Origin of the sequence: Yersinia nurmii, from assembly GCF_001112925.1 — a bacterium.
Classification (GTDB): domain Bacteria; phylum Pseudomonadota; class Gammaproteobacteria; order Enterobacterales; family Enterobacteriaceae; genus Yersinia; species Yersinia nurmii.
The window spans coordinates 73,791-89,826 of sequence record NZ_CPYD01000011.1 but is presented as its reverse complement, the minus strand read 5'-3'; the positions used below and the strand labels follow the sequence as shown (position 1 = coordinate 89,826).

Here is a 16,036-nt window from a genome sequence, read left to right as displayed (position 1 = left end):
GTCAAGATCGAATTCTGACGGACATAAACTCGCGGTTTAAATATACGGCTCATAGATTCAGCGGCGCAGGGGATTTTCGAGCTTAACTGCCACTAAACGCCCAGCGGCAATATTGTTGCGACAGGTAAACTCGGCCAGTATTGCTAGGCCAATGCTCTGTAATGCCGCTGCCGCTTCGCTGGCGTTAAGAATTTCAGCCGGATTGTTTGATAGGATGACATTGGGAGTGGCGCTCGGGTGACTAGTAAATGTGACCGCCACCGAAGCGCGAGCTCAAGTGATTCCTATGGTTATTCGTACATTTTCTTGCGTCAGTATCGTGGGGATGCCCAGTGTTATTTATACTGCAAATCATCTGGGCTGGCACTATACCTTCTGGAGCGTGGCACTGATTTGCGCCATGGCTACCTGTGCCGTGAGGTTTGGTATAGCCGAAGTTCCACAGCCTACAAAACCAGATAGTCATTCGTTGGTATTACATAAACCGCTGCTGGTATTTAACCTTGCCACCGGCATTGCCAACTTTAGTCCGTTTCTCATTATTCCGATTCTAGTACCTATATTAACTCAGGTATTGCACCTGAACATACAGCAGGCTCCCGCACTATTTTTATGCGGCGGCAACAGCTTCACTGCTCGACGGTGAATTCGCGCCACTATTGATTCATCGCTGATGACAGTAGCATCAGTTCAGAAGTTTTCACCGTTATTCTGATCTTATTATTCTTCCCGACCAATAATCCCTATGTATCTTCAGCTTATTTATGTTTCCCACTTATGGGCGTTTAGTCGGCGCATCCCTGTTATCTTCACACATTAGCAATAATGCTAATCGGGTGGGTTTTAATATTTTGCAATCCGCCATGGGAAACTTTATTTCTACCTTGTCGTTTTTCACTCCGCCGACCATACCGCTAACTGGTAACCATCCGGGTCGAGAAATTGAAAGCGACGACCACCGGGGAAGGAAAATATCGGTTTAACCATCACGCCGCCAGCTTCAACGACTCGCCTTTCGGTTTCTTCCAGATTATCAGTATATAAAATTACCAACGGCCCACCGGCTGCTGTCACGACCCCATCTGTAGTGAAACCGCCGGTCAGGCGACCATCGGTGAATTCGCAATAGGTTGGGCCATAATCGGTGAAGTGCCAGCCAAACAGATTACCGTAGAAATTTTTTGAGCGAGTGATATCTCCCACGATAAATTCAATATTATCAATTCGCCCCTTCTTTTCTGATGCAGCCATAATACCTCCGTAGAAAAATACACCCTCGTATTTTGAAAATAGACGCCCGCCGAGTCAGCCGGTTTAGTTGGAAAACAATACCATTAATCCTATGCGTAATATCCGCAATATGCTTAAAAATGTCGCCCATATCGCAGCCAAAATCAGAAGCGCGATAAGAAATAAGTAAAATCCGCCTATCGCACCGCAGCAGAAACAAACCTGTACTAAGAATAAACTATACTGTGATCACGGCTGCAAAATACGTCAGTAGTTTCAGACATGACATGATTTTCAGCCTTGGCAGAAGAAGTATGGCATAGAGGTTAAATCAGCCCGTGAGAGAGTCGGTAACGGGCAAGGAGGTATCTCATGGTCAATCATGTTTGGGGACTTCTGGTGCATCCCAGCCAGGAAATGAAACAAATCAAAAGTGAGTCGGAAAGTATTCCCCACTTTTACACTCACCACGTCCTGTTGATGGCTGCAATTCCCGTAATCTGCGCATTTATTGGCACCACCAGAGTGGGGTGGAATTTTGGTGAAGGTCAGGTGATTAAAATCTCCCCGCTTACCGCTTTCTACGCCGCCGTGATTTTCTATGTGATGATTCTTGCCGCCGTGGCTTTAATGGGGCGAGTGATTTACTGGATGGCGCGCCGCTATGAAAGCCGCCCAAGCTGGCAAAGCTGCACCTTGTTCGCCGGTTATGCCGCCACACCGATGTTCCTGAGTGGAATTGTAGCGGTTTATCCGTTGCTCTGGCTGTGCTTATTCGCTGGGATTGTCGGGCTGTGCTACGCCGGTTATTTGATGTACATCGGCATTCCAACCTTCCTGAATATCGACCGCAGTGAAGGTTTTATCTTCTCCAGCTCAACGCTGGCCATCGGTGTACTGGTTCTGGAGCTATTACTCGGTTTTACCGTTCTGTTATGGGGTTATGGCGTCAGGCTAATCTGACCAATTCTTATACCGACACCCTGCGCCATAGATCTTCTACGTCGCAGGGTGTATCTCTATTTTATCTTCCATGTGACTGATAATAGAGAGCTTAACCTTATGAATATACATCGAACATTCGTTATTGCGCTTATTTCTACCCCCCTTATCTGCAATTCCATCCCCGCTATGAGCGCCATTCCTATACAGGATGGGATTGTTGAGCAGACTCTGATTTTCGTTCGTCATGCAGAGAAACCTGAGGCCGGTTTGGGGCAGATTAATTGTCAGGGTTTGAATCGTTCCTTGGCATTACCTAAAGTGATAAAAAATAAGTATGGCAAACCTGACTTTATATTCGCCCCAGACCCAACGCGAAAAAAAGCGGATTTCGGCTACTTCTTTTATTATCTCCGCCCGTTGGCGACCATTGAACCAACGGCTATTTACTTCAATATGCCGATAAATATCCGTGTCGGTCAGTCAGAAACTGGCTGGCTTATCAACCAATTACAAAAATCAAAATATTCAAGCGCCAAGGTGCTTATTTCCTGGGCACATCATGAAATCATGGCTATCACTAAGGCATTAATGACCGAGTATAACGGCGAGTTGGCACAAATACCCGAATGGGAAAATACTGATTTTGACAGTATTTATGTTCTGAAAATCGTGCGAAGTGAGGGGGCTAACCAGATTAGTTTTACCCATGACCAACAGGGGCTGAATGGATTACCGCTTAATTGCCCTGAAATTTCCCCGCCGCGATCTAATTCATTACCGGGTCGTTCCCAGCAATAGCTGACAACAATAAATCTTTTTATCTCTGATTTTCTAACACTGGATAGCAAATTCTCTGCTTTTGGGTCATTAACAGCCTTTGAATCATATTAATATCGGTGAGATCGCAATCTCTTACATCGCCCCGACAAATAAGGTTGTACACTAATTGGGAAAAATAAAAATAAGGCGACGAAAATGAAAAAGCTGACTGTAAAAGAAATGACCGCAAGCGAACAACGCGACGTGAAAACCCAACTTGATAGAGCCAGGATCAACATGGGACGCGCACTCACCAATTCAGAACAAAACAAAGTGAAAGACGAAGCCATCGAAAAAATCATGCAAGCCCGAGCACTGGTCGCCAAAGCCAACCGTCCTGAGAAAAAAACCAAAAAAACCGCACCGAGCACCACCACCTTTAGCTGGTCCTCTTCCATCAGCAGCCGTCCACCACGTTGAGTTTTTCCCCCGTCAGGTTTTTGCCTGACTGGGCACCCAATTTCTGGTAGCGGAGCTCATCCTCCGCCACTATCGGATTGTTATGATTCCTACCGTTAAATATGTTAATTCAATAGCTGATTTTCCCTCACGACTGTCCTAGTATGGCTAATGCTGTATTCCGTTAGTCCGCCCCGTGCACTATTAAGGAGTTTGTTGATGAAACTGTTTTATAAACCTGGCGCTTGTTCCCTCTCACCACATATCGTCCTGCGTGAGACTGGGCTAGATTTCAGCGTTGAACGCGTTGATTTGGCAACCAAGAAAACTGAAAGCGGCAAAGACTTCTTAACCATCAACCCCAAAGGACAGGTTCCGGCGCTGGTGTTGGATGATGGCAGCCTATTAACCGAAGGCGTAGCCATTGTGCAGTATCTGGCCGACCAGGTGCCATCGCGCAACCTGATCGCCCCCGCAGGCACCCTTGCTCGCTATCATGCTATTGAATGGTTAAACTATATTGCCACCGAATTGCACAAAGGATTCAGCCCACTGTTCAACCCGAAAACGCCGGACGAGTACAAAACCATCGCCCGTGAGCGCTTAGACAAACAATTTGCTTATGTAGATAGCGTGCTGGCGAAGCATCATTTCCTGCTGGGTGATAAATTCAGCGTAGCCGATGCCTACTTGTTCACTATTCTGGGTTGGGCAAAAGCCATGCAGTTCGATCTGCCGCAGTATAAAAATCTGACGGCCTATATCGCGCGGGTTGCGGCACGCCCAGCGGTAGACGGCGCTCTGGTTGCGGAAGGTCTGAAGTAAGCAACGTAAAGAATGAATGATATCCCCCGGCAATGGCAGACTTGCGCTTTTAGCCGGGGGAAAATGATTAGAGTTTTACTGCCGTAAACTGATGAACCGGATTGACGATAAGATCCTGTGCAGCCACGATTTGTAATTCGTACTCGCCCATTTGCTGGGTCGTCAGCATCACTTCATAAACTGCGGCGGTAACGTGCTCCAGCGCTTTATCTAACGCTTCGCCTTTCAGCAGATTAACCAACAGTAGACCGCTGGTTAGATCACCGACGCCCACCGGCTGACGGCTGCCAAAATCCACCAACGGACGACTGATATGCCAGGCATCTTCCGCCGTGACCAGTAACATTTCAAAACTATTCAGGTCATAACCCGCGCGGCTAAGATGCTTAACCAGCACCACTTTTGGCCCTTTAGCACACAGGCCGCGAGCCGCAGTCACGGCTTGCTCGACGTTTTCCACTCGCGTTCCGCTCAACTCTTCTAACTCAAGCAAGTTAGGCGCGATAATATCGCTGGCCGGCAATGCCTGTTTACAGAAGAATTCCGCCACGCCCGGTGCGACGATGCAGCCTTTTTCCGGATGGCCCATCACCGGATCGCAGAAATACCACGCCTGCGGGTTGGCTTCCTTCACACGTTTAACCGTAGCCAAAATATGACCGCCCTGCTCCGGTGAGCCAATATAGCCGCTCAGCACCGCATCACAGTCTTTCAAACGGTCAACATCGGCAATGCCTTGCACAATTTCAGTCAAATGGCTGGCTGGCATCACGCAGCCGGTCCAATGACCATACTGAGTGTGATTGGAGAATTGAACGGTATTTAGCGGCCAGACATTAACGCCCATACGGCGCATAGGAAATTCTGCAGCGCTATTGCCTGCATGACCAAAAACAACGTGGGATTGAATGGAAAGTATATTTTTCATCGGTACGGCCTAAAGTTAGGGGCTGCTCGGCCCTTTCAGTAACACCATCATCACTGCGTGTTTGCCCGCAGTTAATCGTTGACCATAAAAAACAAGGGACACCAGGCCCCTTGTTCTCACACCGATTTAGATCCAGCTCACCAGACAGTAATGCTTTTTGCCCCGGCGCAGTAAGGTAAAGCGGCCAAACAGACGATCCGCATCGCTAAACGTGTATTCCGGGTTCGCCTGTTTCTCGCCGTTAATGGTCACAGCGTTGGAACCAATCAGGGTACGTGCCTGACCGCGAGAAGGAGCCAATTCCGCATTCACCAGCGCCTGTTGCAGATCGGCATCGCGGGTTAACTCAATCGCCGGCATCCCGTCCTGCGCCAGTTGGGCAAAGTCGGCCTCGGTCATGTCGTTCAGGTTGCCGGAGAACAGACTGGCAGTAATACGTTTTGCCGCAGCCAGACCTTCAGCACCGTGAACCATGCCGGTCACTTCTTCAGCCAGTACATACTGAGCGCGCGGCGCTTTTCCGCTGTTTTTATCTTCTTCTTCCAGCGCATTAATCTCTTCCAGACTCATAAAGGTGAAGAATTTCAGGAAGCGATACACATCTGCATCCGCGGTGTTAATCCAGAACTGGTAGAACTTGTACGGGCTGGTTTTTTTCGGGTCTAACCATACCGCGCCGCCTTCGGTTTTACCGAATTTGGTGCCGTCGGCTTTGGTAATCAATGGCACGGTCAGGCCGTACACTTGCTGCTGATGCAGACGACGCGTTAAATCGATACCGGAGGTGATATTGCCCCACTGATCGGAACCGCCGATTTGCAGTACCACATTATGCTCTTTATTCAGGCAGGCGAAATCATAGCCTTGCAACAGATTGTAAGAGAATTCAGTGAAGGAAATGCCACTATCATCGCGATTTAAACGTTGTTTTACCGCTTCTTTGTTAATCATTTGGTTAACAGAGAAGTGTTTTCCGATATCACGCAGGAAAGTCAGCACATTCATGCCACCGAACCAATCGTAATTGTTGGCGGTAATAGCACTGTTCTCCCCGCAGTTGAAATCCAAGAACGGAGAAACCTGATGACGGATTTTCTCTACCCATTCATTAACGGTATCCGCGGTGTTCAGCTTACGTTCAGTGGCTTTGAAACTAGGATCGCCGATCAGGCCGGTCGCCCCGCCCACCAACGCTACCGGGCGGTGACCCTGTAACTGAAAACGCTTCAGGCACAACAACGGAACCAAATGACCCAAATGCAAGCTGTCTGCGGTAGGATCGAAACCGCAATACAGTGAAATTGGCCCTTGCGCCAGTCTCTCTGCTAACGCGTCTTCATCCGTAACCTGGGCAACGAGGCCCCGCTCTTGCAATTGTTTAATCAGGTTGCTGCTAGTCATTAACGACTCCATTGTCTTATGCAATATATTTATCTGGTTAACGTTTAACGGGAACACTTGCCATCGGGAAATGTTGTCGTTTATCGGCGTAATGCCTGCGTGCCAGATGGCACCCCAACGGGATGCGTTCAAGGAAGGGTATAGAATAAAGCGCTCGCCCCGCGAGCGCTAGGTTTAACCTCAATATTTCATCGTTATCAGGGGGCTAAACGGTCAATTTTCCACGTATCGGCGTCTCGTTGGTAGAGAAAACGGTCATGTAGGCGATGTTCGCCTCCCTGCCAGAACTCAACCGAGTCGAAACGAACGCGGAATCCGCCCCAGAAACTAGGCACCGGTACCTCTCCCTGCTGGAATTTTTGTTTCAGCTCCAGAAATTTGCTTTCCAACACGCCACGCGCGGAAATTCGCGAGGATTGCTGAGAAACCCAAGCACCTATCTGGCTATCTTTAGGACGGCTATTGAAATATTTAAGGACTTCGAAGGTCGACAAACGTTCGGCTTTACCGAGGAAAATCACCTGACGATCCAGCGTATGCCAAGGGAATAACAGGCTTATATGGGGGTTTTCAGCCAATTGCTGAGCCTTACGGCTGCCAAGGTTAGTGTAAAACACCATGCCTTCATCATCGAAATGCTTCAGTAATACAATCCGTTGAAAAGGTTGACCATTGGCATCAACGGTCGCCACGCACATCGCCGTCGGGTCTGCGAGACGCGCTTCACAGGCTTGTTTCAGCCAGCGCTCAAATAAATCCAGCGGGTTAGCAGTCAGGTCCTTGCGGCGCAGACCGCCACGGGTATATTCACGTCGTAGGTCTGCAACATCAAACTCATTATTTTCAGTCATATACACTCTGTAACGCGCTGAAACTCAGTGGATTATTATTGTGCCTTTGTGACGCCAGGATCTCAATCGCCCTGACGTCGCAGCTGTATCTACGGGTTAATCACTTCGAGGGCACTAGCACGCAATCATTAATCACGATTTTATCGCCCCGCTCGATAAAGGCGCTGTCACCTTTCGACCAGAACGTATAATAACCGTCGCTGTATCGGGTGCCAGAAGCGGCAACCACCTGCGGCAGATTCAGCTGCTTGCCATCCATCACAAAACTAACTTTATCCTGCTTATTATCCAGGGCTACCGTCAACTGGGTACCACCGCATTGATAGTGCAAAGTTTCACTTTTTTGTAAAAACTGGCTACATCCTGCCAAAGTCAGTACGGCAAGCGCCGTTAAAACGGATTTCATCGCCTTATCTCCTTTCATAAGCGTTTCCCGCAGCCTACCACCCGTAGGCTGGACTTACCGAATATATTGAATTACAGAATATATTGAATCACCTAATATCCTAAAAGCCTCGCCTTATCGCCCTGGCTGTATAACTGGGTAAATCGCGCCCAAAACGGTTTCACAGCGGGCTCCAGTAACCGACGGCAAATTGCCCGGCAAACCTGAAAGCGTACGAAATGCTAACCAGGCAAAAGCCAAGGCTTCCATATCGTCGCCGCTGACGCCAAAGCTGTCGGTGGTAGAGACTTCAGTTCCCGGCAACATCGCCGACATTCGCGCCATCAACAGCGGATTCCGCGCACCGCCGCCACACACCAGCAAACGTTCACACCCTCCCGCCAGTTGAACCTGTTCAGCAATGGTCACCGCCGTCAGCTCTGCCAGCGTCGCCTGCACGTCTTCAGGAGCAATTCGCGGCATCATCTGCAGCTGCTGCTCCAGCCAGGCGGCGTTGAAATACTCCCGCCCAGTACTTTTCGGCGCAGGTTTGGCAAAGTAAGGATCGGACAACATTTGCTGCAATAGCGGCTGATTGACTTTACCGCTCAACGCCCATTCGGCATCACGGTCGTAAGGCAGCGAGCGATGACGCCAAATCCAAGCGTCCATCAACATATTTCCGGGGCCGGTATCGAAACCTCTGACTGGAGAGTCAGGGATCAGCATGGATAAATTAGCGATACCGCCAATATTCAGCACCATTCTCCGCTCGGCATTATGCGCCAGCAATGCGTGGTGGAAAGCGGGTACCAGCGGTGCCCCCTGGCCGCCATAGGCCATATCCCGTCGCCGAAAATCCCCGACGGTAGTAATCTGCGTCATCGCCGCAATGCGATTATTATCCCCTAACTGCATAGTAAAACCCGGCTCTCCCACCGGTTCATGCCAAACAGTTTGTCCGTGACAACCAATTGCAGTGATATCCTGCGACGACACGCCGGTTTTTTTCATCAGCGCCAGCACCGCTTCGGCAAACAGCGTGCCCAACTGCGCATCCAGCCTGCCCACCGCCGATAAAGTGGTTTCCTGACCCTGACACATCGCCAGAATATCTTTTTTCAACTGAAGCGGTATCGGGTGGCTATAAGTGGCCTGCTGCGCCACCATTCGCTCATTGATCGCAGCCAGAACCACATCGATTCCATCCAGGCTGGTACCCGACATCACCCCAATAAAGCGGCCTGATTTCATAGCAATGACCTTATCTCCCGCTGCGGGAGTACAATGACAAAAAAAACAACAAACACCCCATGAGGTTACTAAACCAGAATAATAAAATTAACACCATGAAAAGATGTAGTTTTTAGAGTGTATCCCGCGCGGTCTTCCCCTATATAATGCAAGGCTGGTTTTGCCAGACAGCTCACAGAAAATGGAGGATTTTTTTCTTTTTCATTTCCTACTTTTAGAAATTTAAACCACCGTTTAATATTGATTAAGGGAATGCACGTTAGGCTACCAACCAACTAACCAACAATGTGCTTCGATACAGTGTGGTGCGATAACTACAATGTGATGCAATAACTGTTGGGGTCAGCCATAATTTATCTATACCCGAAATTAATTGGTTTCGTGTATGGGTAGACAGGACATAGTGAACCGGATATCGGTTATGCACTTTAAACTAGGAGTTTTTATGATTAAGCCTTTACTCGTCATTGCTATCGCAGCGGTTACTCTGACCGGTTGTGCGAACAACAGCACGCTGTCTGGTGATGTATTCAGCGCGTCACAGGCCAAGCAAGTGCAAACCGTGACTTACGGTACATTGGTTTCTGTTCGTCCGGTAACCATTCAAGGCGGTGACGGCGACAACGTAATTGGCGCTATTGGTGGTGCAGTGCTGGGTGGTTTCCTGGGTAACACCGTTGGCGGTGGTACCGGTCGTAGTCTGGCAACCGCAGCGGGTGCTGTAGCTGGTGGTGTTGCTGGTCAGGGCGTACAGGGCGCGATGAACCGTACCGATGGCGTTCAGCTGGAAGTCCGTAAAGACGACGGCACCACTATTCTGGTGGTTCAGAAACAAGGCCCAACTCGCTTCAGCGTTGGCCAGCGTGTGATGCTGGCAAGCAGCGGTAGCACCGTGACCGTTAGCCCACGTTAATTTTGGCGCGGACATAAAAAACCGGGGATCGCATTGATCCCCGGTTGTTTTCTTTTGCTGTGAATAGATTATTAGAACTTTATTATTTTTACTTACTTTGTAATTGAATAATATTTTGTTCAAGTTTCACTATCAAACCTGATAACAAAATAACCTCCTCCTCTGAGATACCCCCCAAGATTTCCTTTCGGGTTGCTTTAATGACGTCGTCGACTTCTTTGATAATCGGACACGACTCTTCCGTTAATTTAATCCGCTTGGCGCGGCGGTCGTTAGCACAAGTATGCCGTGTGATTAATCCCTTATCCTCCAGTTGGTCCAAAGTCCGAACCAACGATGGCTGCTCGATACCAATCGCTTTTGCCAGTTGAATCTGCGATTGCTCCGGTGGTAAACGACTAATGTTATGGAGCGTAACCCAATGTGTCTGGGTCAGTTCCAACGGTTTTAATCGATGATCGATTAAAGCGCGCCAAACGCGAACTAATCGTGCTAAATCAGATCCTAATGTCGATTCCAATTGCCCCTCCTTTTAATTAGCGTGCTAGCATAACTCCCAGAGTCCAGTCTATTTTGGGTAATTAACATTAAAAATACAAATGTATATATACCGCCGATGCAGTGTTAATAGCAATAAATACGAGAAATCCTTTAGAAAAGGTGAAGATTTCTTTAAATTTAACCCCTAAGGATTAACCCAATGCAAGTAACTTCTGTGCCAACAGCATCACCCTTAACGGACTGGGTACTGGGTGCCTCGATCTATTTCCCGCCTCTCTTCAAGGCGGTTATGCTAGGTTTGATATTTTGGCTATTGATCCATCATTTACTACGGAATTGGATCTACTCTGGCGAGATCTGGCATCCAATGTTAATGGATTTGTCTATTTTTGTCATTGCCGTCAGCATTTCTTTGTGGATTTTAGCCAGTTGGTAAATTGAGATGAAATATCAATCGATAAAATATTTTTCCAGCGTGATCGTTTTTGCTATCGCTATGTTCGCTGGTTGGTGGATGTGGAATTATTATATGCAGTCCCCTTGGACGCGAGATGGAAAAGTCCGCGCAGAATTAGTCAACATCACACCAGAAGTGTCCGGCAGACTTATTCAAATTGCGATACACGACAACCAATTAGTAAAATCCGGCAGCCTGTTATTCGAGCTAGACCCGATGCCGTTCCAACTGGCGCTGGATAACGCGCAGGCCGTATTGGATAAAGCGCAGTCAGATATGGATAAGGCCAATCATGAATTGGCCCGACGTCAACATTTGCCTAAAAACCTCATATCAAGCGAAGACTTGGATATTGCCAATTTAACAGCTCAGGCAATGAAAGCGGCATATCAGGGCGCGCTGGCTAATCTGGAACAGGCTAAATGGAACCTGAGTAAAACCCGTATTTATACACCGACTGATGGATATATAACCAATTTACAAACGCGCATCGGAAATTATGCTACCGCGGGTACTCCATTAGTCGCTTTGGTTGATATTCATTCCTTTTACGTAATAGGTTATTTCGAAGAAACCAAATTACGACATATCAAAGAAGGCAACCGGGCAAATATTGTTTTATATAATGGAAATAGACCGCTTCAGGGTGTAGTGGAAAGTATCGGTCGCGCCATTTACGATCAAAGCGTCGATACAAATAGCGATTTACTCGTCAATGTTAAGCCGAATGTCCCTTGGGTCCGTCTGGCGCAGCGCGTACCGGTTCGTATCAAACTGATCGATGTTCCGTCGGATGTAACCTTAGTTGCCGGCACCACCTGCACCATTTCTCTGGCTGGCTGATACAAATGCACTGGCTACTGCGGCAGTGGAGGCGCACGCCTTGGGGGAAGGCCAGCGGGGCGCAGTGGCGCTATGCCCTGCGTAATTCGCTGGCGATGTGTTTGTCACTGTGGATTGCTTTTACTCTCAATCTGGATGAGCCATATTGGGCGATGACTTCCGCGGCGGTTGTGAGTTTCCCCACCGTCGGCGGTGTGATCAGCAAAAGTCTTGGCCGGGTGATTGGCAGCCTAATGGGTGCCGCTGCCTCAGTTATCATTGCCGGTCACTGCCTGAATGATCCCTGGTTGTTTACCTTCGCCATTGCCGCTTGGATCGGCTGGTGTACTTTCGTATCCAACCATTATCAAAATAACGTTTCCTACGCTTTTGCTCTGGCCGGTTATACCGCAGCAATCATCGCTTTTTCAACGGTCAACACTACGGATACTCAACAAATCTTCGATATCGCCCAAGCACGAGTCTGCGAAGTGATTACCGGTATTTTGTGCGGTGGACTGATGATGATGCTGCTGCCCAGCACCTCAGACGGCGAAACGCTGCTGACCTCGCTGCGACGTATGCACTCCCGCCTATTGGAACACGCTGCGCTGTTGTGGCAGACCGAAGATGATCCACAGATTCGTACCTCACACGAGGGCGTCATCGGGCAGATTCTGACGCTCAATCTGTTGCGTATTCAGGCTTTCTGGAGCCACTACCGCTTCCGGCGACAAAACAATGTGCTCAATTTTATGCTGCATAATCAATTACGCACCACCAGCGTCATCGCCAGTCTGCGGCGTATGTTGCTCAACTGGCCCAGTCCACCAGGTAATCTGAAAAAGGTTTTGCAAACGCTGATTACCGAGCTTCAGCAGCCGGATTGCGATAAATATCGAGCCGCCAAGATTTTGCAACAGATTATCCCGCGAGATAACAAGGATTACCGCCACCGCGCGTTCTGGCTGCGTTTACGTCATTTTTGTTGGTTGTATCTGGAATCTGGCCGTTGGTTACGCCAACTGGAACAACACAGTGACCGAGCTCAATTGCCGCCACCCAAGGTCGCCACGCTGGCACGCCACACCGATACCTACGAAGCGGCTTACAACGGATTACGTACTTTTATCTGTATCGTTATTGGCTGCGCATTTTGGATAAACACCCAATGGAGTGCAGGCAGTTCCGCGCTGGCTTTGGCCGCTGTCAGTTGCGTACTGTATTCCGCCAGCCCCTCCCCGACGGACAGCATTATGACGTTGCTGAAAGCCATCGTGTTGTTATCCATCGGCTGCTTTATTTTAAAATTCGGCGTCATGATTCAAATCGATGACTTTTGGCAGTTTGCCACCGTACTCTTACCGATCCTGATTACTATGCAGATGTTTAAGCAGCAAAATCCGCCCTACGCGGCGCTGTGGGGGCAGCTTATCGTTTTTATGGGTTCATTCCTCAGTGTGACCAATCCACCCAGCTACGACTATCAGGGCTTCCTTAATGACAACCTCGGCAAGTTGGTGGGGGTGATGCTGGCGGGCGTGGCTTTCCAAATTTTACGCCCCAGCTCGGATAAACGAAAAGGCCAGCGAATTATCCGCGCCCTGCGGCGAGACTTTATCGACCAGATCAGCCCTTACCCGCAACAAAGTCAGCCGCAGTTTGAATCGTTGATTTATCATCGCATCAGCCAATTAAATCTGAGTCAAGATCAAGAAGCGCGAATCTGGCTGTTACGTTGGGGTATGGTGTATCTGAATTGCAGTCATGTGGTATGGCAGTTGCGGGACTGGCAACCCCCCGCACCGCCGCTGTCTGCGGTGCGGGATTTGTGTATTCATTGCCTGAAAGGCAGCGTGACGGAAAAAGGCGTTCAGCCAGAGTCGTTAGCGGCAACGCTGCACGAGCTACTGCGCATCAGCGAGACTCTGGCTCATCATCCTGACCCGTCGGGGCAAGAACTGGCGGGGCTGGTTTGGCGTCTGTACTGCTCGCTGACTCAGCTGCAACTCGCCTTCACCCCGCCGGCTATTTCTTCCCCTGCCTAAGGATGAGTCCGGGAAGATAAATCATCAAGGAACGTCATAACCCAAAGCAGCACGGCGAATGCGGAACCACTGCTGACGGCTGAGCGTCAGGGATACCGATTTCCATGCGGCGGTAACGCGCTCAATCTTACCGGAACCAATAATCGGCAGCGGCGCAGAGGGCAAACGCATCACCCAGGCATAGACCACTTGCTCGATATTATCCGCACCGATTTCTTCCGCCACGGCCTGTAATTCGTCACGTAGTGGCTGGAACTCACCATCGTTAAACAAGCGCCCACCACCTAAACATGACCAAGCCATCGGTTTAATACGCAGTTGCTGACACATATCCAGCGTGCCGTCCAGAATAGTAGGCTGATGCAACGGTGATATTTCCACCTGATTGGTCACCAGCGAGAAAGGCAAACGAGATTGCAGCAGACTGAACTGAGCCGGTGTGAAGTTAGATACGCCAAAATGCTTCACTTTGCCGCTTTTGTGCAACTGAGTGAAAGCCTCGGCAACTTCGTCAGCCTCCATCAATGGGTCTGGACGGTGAATCAGCAGCAGATCCAAATAATCAGTGTGTAAATGAGACAGTGACTGCTCGGCGCTGCGGATAATATGATCGCCATCGGTATTGTAATGACCCAAGGCGTGCTCTGGCTTAGCCGTCGTCGCGATGCCACATTTGCTGACGATTTCCATCTTATCTCGCAGTGATGGCTGTAAACGCATCGCTTGTCCAAAAGCCTGCTCGCACTGGTAGCCACCGTAGATATCCGCGTGATCCACAGTGGTAATCCCCATATCCAGATGCTGCTGAATAAATCCCTGTAGCTGGGCGGGCGTCATGTTCCATTCGATCAAACGCCAGTAACCACAAATCATGCGGGAAAACTCAGGGCCTTGCGGAGATAATTGGCTACGTGTATGCATTTTGACCACCTATATATATTGAATGACCTTCAGCATACACAAGCGACAGAAAGGATCATCATCCTGACGCAAGGAAATGGTGGTTAATCGGTATCAAAGGATGAAATTTAAAATAATGATGGTTGTTCCGGTAGCGGCTCTTCCGGTTTTTTGTTGGCGCGTAGCTGGCGCAACAGACGCTGACGACACAGGCGCAGAACATCGTGTTTTTGCATATCGGTCATTTGCATCCAGCCAAAGCGTTCTTCCCTGCTGCGGAAACAGCCACGGCAAAAACCACGGTCATCTGCCTGACAGATACCGCGGCAAGGGCTGGGAATATCAAAAAACTCAAGCTGCTGAGCCACACAACCTCCTTGGATTACCCTTTCATTGAAGACGGCTTAACGGCGGCTGGCAAGTACAGATTCGCGATGTCGCTGAAAATAATCCCGCAGATAACGTATCACCTGACGATTTTTTTCCGGCATCACCCTTTCCAGCGTCAACGCGTGTAACCGCAGCGGCGTTGATTGCCACTCCGGCAGCAGTGTGATTAATTCTCCGCGTTGCAGCTCATCACCAATTTCATACAAAGGCAGCACGGAAAGCCCCATCCCTTCGCGAGTAAAATCCCGGATAACCGGCATGCTACCGCTGATAACCTGACCGTGATTCAGACGCAAAACCATCGTTTCTCCCGATGTGTGGTGCAAATCCAGATGAATAGCCGAGGGATTATTCACCGAGGACATCCATCGATGCGCCAATAAATCCTGTGGCGTTTCCGGCACGCCGTGCTGACTGAGATAGCGCGGCGCAGCGCAAATCACCATCGGCCATTCCGCCAACGGATGGGCGATCATATTGGCGTCCGCCAGCTGTCGATTGACTCGCAGAGCGATATCAACCCGCTGTTCGATCAAATCCACCACTTCGTCATTGGCCAGAATCCGCAGGGTTAATTTGGGATGAGCGTTAAGCAAGGGAGACAGCGCTTCCGCCAGCGGGCGACCGCCGATACCGACAGTGGTGGCAATGCGAATTTCACCCACCAGCGTATCTCGTAACTCCGCCAACCGCTGCTCGGCCTCTTTCGCCTGCAGCAACATGGCTTCACAACCGGGATAAAAAACTTGCCCGGCTTCCGTTAACGTCAACCTGCGGGTTGAACGATGCAACAAGGGGACGCCGAGCGCTTTCTCTAAAGAGCGCATATGCTGACTAATAGCGGATGCGGTCATGCCCAACCGTCGCCCTGCTGCGGTTAGCGAACCTTCGGCCACTACGGTGGCAAAAATCGCCATTCGGTTGAGTTTATCCATGATTATGAAGTTTTACTTAAAAAAGAAAGCACA

The 16,036-nt window shown here is 49.4% G+C and carries 20 protein-coding genes; 9 read left to right on the top strand and 11 right to left on the bottom strand.

Going from position 1 to position 16,036, the window contains the following annotated elements:
* Positions 1-57 precede the first annotated feature (57 nt).
* Complete coding sequence (locus AD970_RS19690) at positions 58-261, bottom strand: hypothetical protein (protein WP_157045530.1); 204 nt, start codon at positions 259-261, stop codon at positions 58-60.
* Between AD970_RS19690 and AD970_RS13955 the strand changes: the two genes are divergently transcribed.
* Positions 251-646, top strand: a complete 396-nt coding sequence (locus AD970_RS13955) for an MFS transporter (RefSeq protein ID WP_049600212.1) — start codon at positions 251-253, stop codon at positions 644-646. The genes AD970_RS19690 and AD970_RS13955 overlap by 11 nt on opposite strands.
* A 248-nt stretch (positions 647-894) precedes the next feature.
* On the opposite strand, the gene AD970_RS13950 is transcribed toward AD970_RS13955, so the two are convergent.
* Positions 895-1,251 carry a VOC family protein gene (locus tag AD970_RS13950; RefSeq protein WP_049600209.1) on the bottom strand — a complete coding sequence of 119 codons (357 nt, stop codon included), beginning with the start codon at positions 1,249-1,251 and terminating at the stop codon, positions 895-897.
* 351 nt (positions 1,252-1,602) lie between these two features.
* Here AD970_RS13950 and AD970_RS13945 point away from each other — a divergent pair, with 351 nt between their 5' ends.
* The 4 genes from AD970_RS13945 to gstA all read left to right on the top strand — a co-directional run bounded on the left by AD970_RS13945 (position 1,603) and on the right by gstA (position 4,218).
* Positions 1,603-2,193, top strand: coding sequence for a Yip1 family protein (locus tag AD970_RS13945; protein ID WP_049600207.1), 591 nt, complete (start codon positions 1,603-1,605; stop codon positions 2,191-2,193).
* Between the two features lie 48 nt (positions 2,194-2,241).
* Positions 2,242-2,973 carry a hypothetical protein gene (locus AD970_RS13940; protein WP_235786934.1) on the top strand — a complete coding sequence of 244 codons (732 nt, stop codon included), beginning with the start codon at positions 2,242-2,244 and terminating at the stop codon, positions 2,971-2,973.
* Between the two features lie 177 nt (positions 2,974-3,150).
* Positions 3,151-3,414 carry a DUF3811 domain-containing protein gene (gene yjbD, locus AD970_RS13935; RefSeq protein WP_049600203.1) on the top strand — a complete coding sequence of 88 codons (264 nt, stop codon included), beginning with the start codon at positions 3,151-3,153 and terminating at the stop codon, positions 3,412-3,414.
* Between the two features lie 198 nt (positions 3,415-3,612).
* Complete coding sequence (gene gstA, locus AD970_RS13930) at positions 3,613-4,218, top strand: glutathione transferase GstA (protein WP_049600201.1); 606 nt, start codon at positions 3,613-3,615, stop codon at positions 4,216-4,218.
* A gap of 67 nt (positions 4,219-4,285) precedes the next feature.
* Here gstA and pdxY read toward each other — a convergent pair whose 3' ends face one another.
* From pdxY to anmK, 5 genes are all read right to left on the bottom strand, one after another.
* Entirely contained in the window at positions 4,286-5,146 is an 861-nt protein-coding gene (gene pdxY, locus AD970_RS13925) for a pyridoxal kinase PdxY (RefSeq protein WP_049600198.1), read from the bottom strand.
* 126 nt (positions 5,147-5,272) lie between these two features.
* On the bottom strand, positions 5,273-6,547 hold the full coding sequence (gene tyrS, locus AD970_RS13920; RefSeq protein WP_049600196.1) for a tyrosine--tRNA ligase: 1,275 nt from the start codon (positions 6,545-6,547) through the stop codon (positions 5,273-5,275).
* A 197-nt stretch (positions 6,548-6,744) separates the two neighbouring features.
* Positions 6,745-7,398, bottom strand: coding sequence for a pyridoxamine 5'-phosphate oxidase (gene pdxH, locus AD970_RS13915; protein ID WP_049600193.1), 654 nt, complete (start codon positions 7,396-7,398; stop codon positions 6,745-6,747).
* Between the two features lie 100 nt (positions 7,399-7,498).
* The gene (locus tag AD970_RS13910) at positions 7,499-7,804 is read right to left on the bottom strand and encodes an MliC family protein (RefSeq protein WP_084728161.1); all 306 of its coding nucleotides are present in this window, start codon (positions 7,802-7,804) and stop codon (positions 7,499-7,501) included.
* Positions 7,805-7,918: 114 nt separating this feature from the next.
* A complete protein-coding gene (gene anmK, locus AD970_RS13905) occupies positions 7,919-9,037 on the bottom strand; it encodes an anhydro-N-acetylmuramic acid kinase (RefSeq protein ID WP_049600187.1) in 1,119 nt (372 codons plus the stop codon).
* Positions 9,038-9,482: 445 nt separating this feature from the next.
* On the opposite strand from anmK, the gene AD970_RS13900 reads away from it, so the two are divergent.
* Positions 9,483-9,950 (top strand): outer membrane lipoprotein, encoded by a 468-nt coding sequence (locus tag AD970_RS13900; protein ID WP_049600184.1) that lies wholly within the window; start codon positions 9,483-9,485, stop codon positions 9,948-9,950.
* Between the two features lie 88 nt (positions 9,951-10,038).
* Here the strand turns inward: AD970_RS13900 and slyA are convergent, their stop codons facing one another.
* The gene (gene slyA, locus AD970_RS13895) at positions 10,039-10,470 is read right to left on the bottom strand and encodes a transcriptional regulator SlyA (RefSeq protein WP_049600181.1); all 432 of its coding nucleotides are present in this window, start codon (positions 10,468-10,470) and stop codon (positions 10,039-10,041) included.
* Between the two features lie 180 nt (positions 10,471-10,650).
* Here slyA and AD970_RS13890 point away from each other — a divergent pair, with 180 nt between their 5' ends.
* From AD970_RS13890 to AD970_RS13880, 3 genes are read left to right on the top strand one after another with little or no spacing between them, the layout of a single operon-like run.
* Entirely contained in the window at positions 10,651-10,887 is a 237-nt protein-coding gene (locus AD970_RS13890; RefSeq protein ID WP_049600178.1) for a DUF1656 domain-containing protein, read from the top strand.
* A gap of 6 nt (positions 10,888-10,893) precedes the next feature.
* Entirely contained in the window at positions 10,894-11,751 is an 858-nt protein-coding gene (locus AD970_RS13885) for an efflux RND transporter periplasmic adaptor subunit (protein WP_049600175.1), read from the top strand.
* A gap of 5 nt (positions 11,752-11,756) precedes the next feature.
* Positions 11,757-13,778 (top strand): FUSC family protein, encoded by a 2,022-nt coding sequence (locus AD970_RS13880; RefSeq protein ID WP_049600172.1) that lies wholly within the window; start codon positions 11,757-11,759, stop codon positions 13,776-13,778.
* A 24-nt stretch (positions 13,779-13,802) separates the two neighbouring features.
* Here the strand turns inward: AD970_RS13880 and AD970_RS13875 are convergent, their stop codons facing one another.
* The 3 genes from AD970_RS13875 to AD970_RS13865 all read right to left on the bottom strand — a co-directional run bounded on the left by AD970_RS13875 (position 13,803) and on the right by AD970_RS13865 (position 16,003).
* The gene (locus AD970_RS13875; protein ID WP_049600169.1) at positions 13,803-14,699 is read right to left on the bottom strand and encodes an aldo/keto reductase; all 897 of its coding nucleotides are present in this window, start codon (positions 14,697-14,699) and stop codon (positions 13,803-13,805) included.
* Positions 14,700-14,806: 107 nt separating this feature from the next.
* Entirely contained in the window at positions 14,807-15,046 is a 240-nt protein-coding gene (locus AD970_RS13870) for a DUF1289 domain-containing protein (protein WP_049600166.1), read from the bottom strand.
* 36 nt (positions 15,047-15,082) lie between these two features.
* The gene (locus AD970_RS13865) at positions 15,083-16,003 is read right to left on the bottom strand and encodes a LysR substrate-binding domain-containing protein (RefSeq protein ID WP_049600163.1); all 921 of its coding nucleotides are present in this window, start codon (positions 16,001-16,003) and stop codon (positions 15,083-15,085) included.
* Positions 16,004-16,036 lie beyond the last annotated feature (33 nt).

Coding starts and splice junctions, on each gene's coding strand:
- pdxY (WP_049600198.1), bottom strand. CDS start 5,146: ATGAAAAATATACTTTCCATTCAATCCCACGTTGTTTTTGGTCATGCA.
- yjbD (WP_049600203.1), top strand. CDS start 3,151: ATGAAAAAGCTGACTGTAAAAGAAATGACCGCAAGCGAACAACGCGAC.
- tyrS (WP_049600196.1), bottom strand. CDS start 6,547: ATGACTAGCAGCAACCTGATTAAACAATTGCAAGAGCGGGGCCTCGTT.
- AD970_RS13865 (WP_049600163.1), bottom strand. CDS start 16,003: ATGGATAAACTCAACCGAATGGCGATTTTTGCCACCGTAGTGGCCGAA.
- gstA (WP_049600201.1), top strand. CDS start 3,613: ATGAAACTGTTTTATAAACCTGGCGCTTGTTCCCTCTCACCACATATC.
- AD970_RS13890 (WP_049600178.1), top strand. CDS start 10,651: ATGCAAGTAACTTCTGTGCCAACAGCATCACCCTTAACGGACTGGGTA.
- anmK (WP_049600187.1), bottom strand. CDS start 9,037: ATGAAATCAGGCCGCTTTATTGGGGTGATGTCGGGTACCAGCCTGGAT.
- AD970_RS13885 (WP_049600175.1), top strand. CDS start 10,894: ATGAAATATCAATCGATAAAATATTTTTCCAGCGTGATCGTTTTTGCT.
- AD970_RS13950 (WP_049600209.1), bottom strand. CDS start 1,251: ATGGCTGCATCAGAAAAGAAGGGGCGAATTGATAATATTGAATTTATC.
- AD970_RS13900 (WP_049600184.1), top strand. CDS start 9,483: ATGATTAAGCCTTTACTCGTCATTGCTATCGCAGCGGTTACTCTGACC.
- AD970_RS13875 (WP_049600169.1), bottom strand. CDS start 14,699: ATGCATACACGTAGCCAATTATCTCCGCAAGGCCCTGAGTTTTCCCGC.
- pdxH (WP_049600193.1), bottom strand. CDS start 7,398: ATGACTGAAAATAATGAGTTTGATGTTGCAGACCTACGACGTGAATAT.
- AD970_RS13880 (WP_049600172.1), top strand. CDS start 11,757: ATGCACTGGCTACTGCGGCAGTGGAGGCGCACGCCTTGGGGGAAGGCC.
- AD970_RS13910 (WP_084728161.1), bottom strand. CDS start 7,804: ATGAAATCCGTTTTAACGGCGCTTGCCGTACTGACTTTGGCAGGATGT.
- AD970_RS13945 (WP_049600207.1), top strand. CDS start 1,603: ATGGTCAATCATGTTTGGGGACTTCTGGTGCATCCCAGCCAGGAAATG.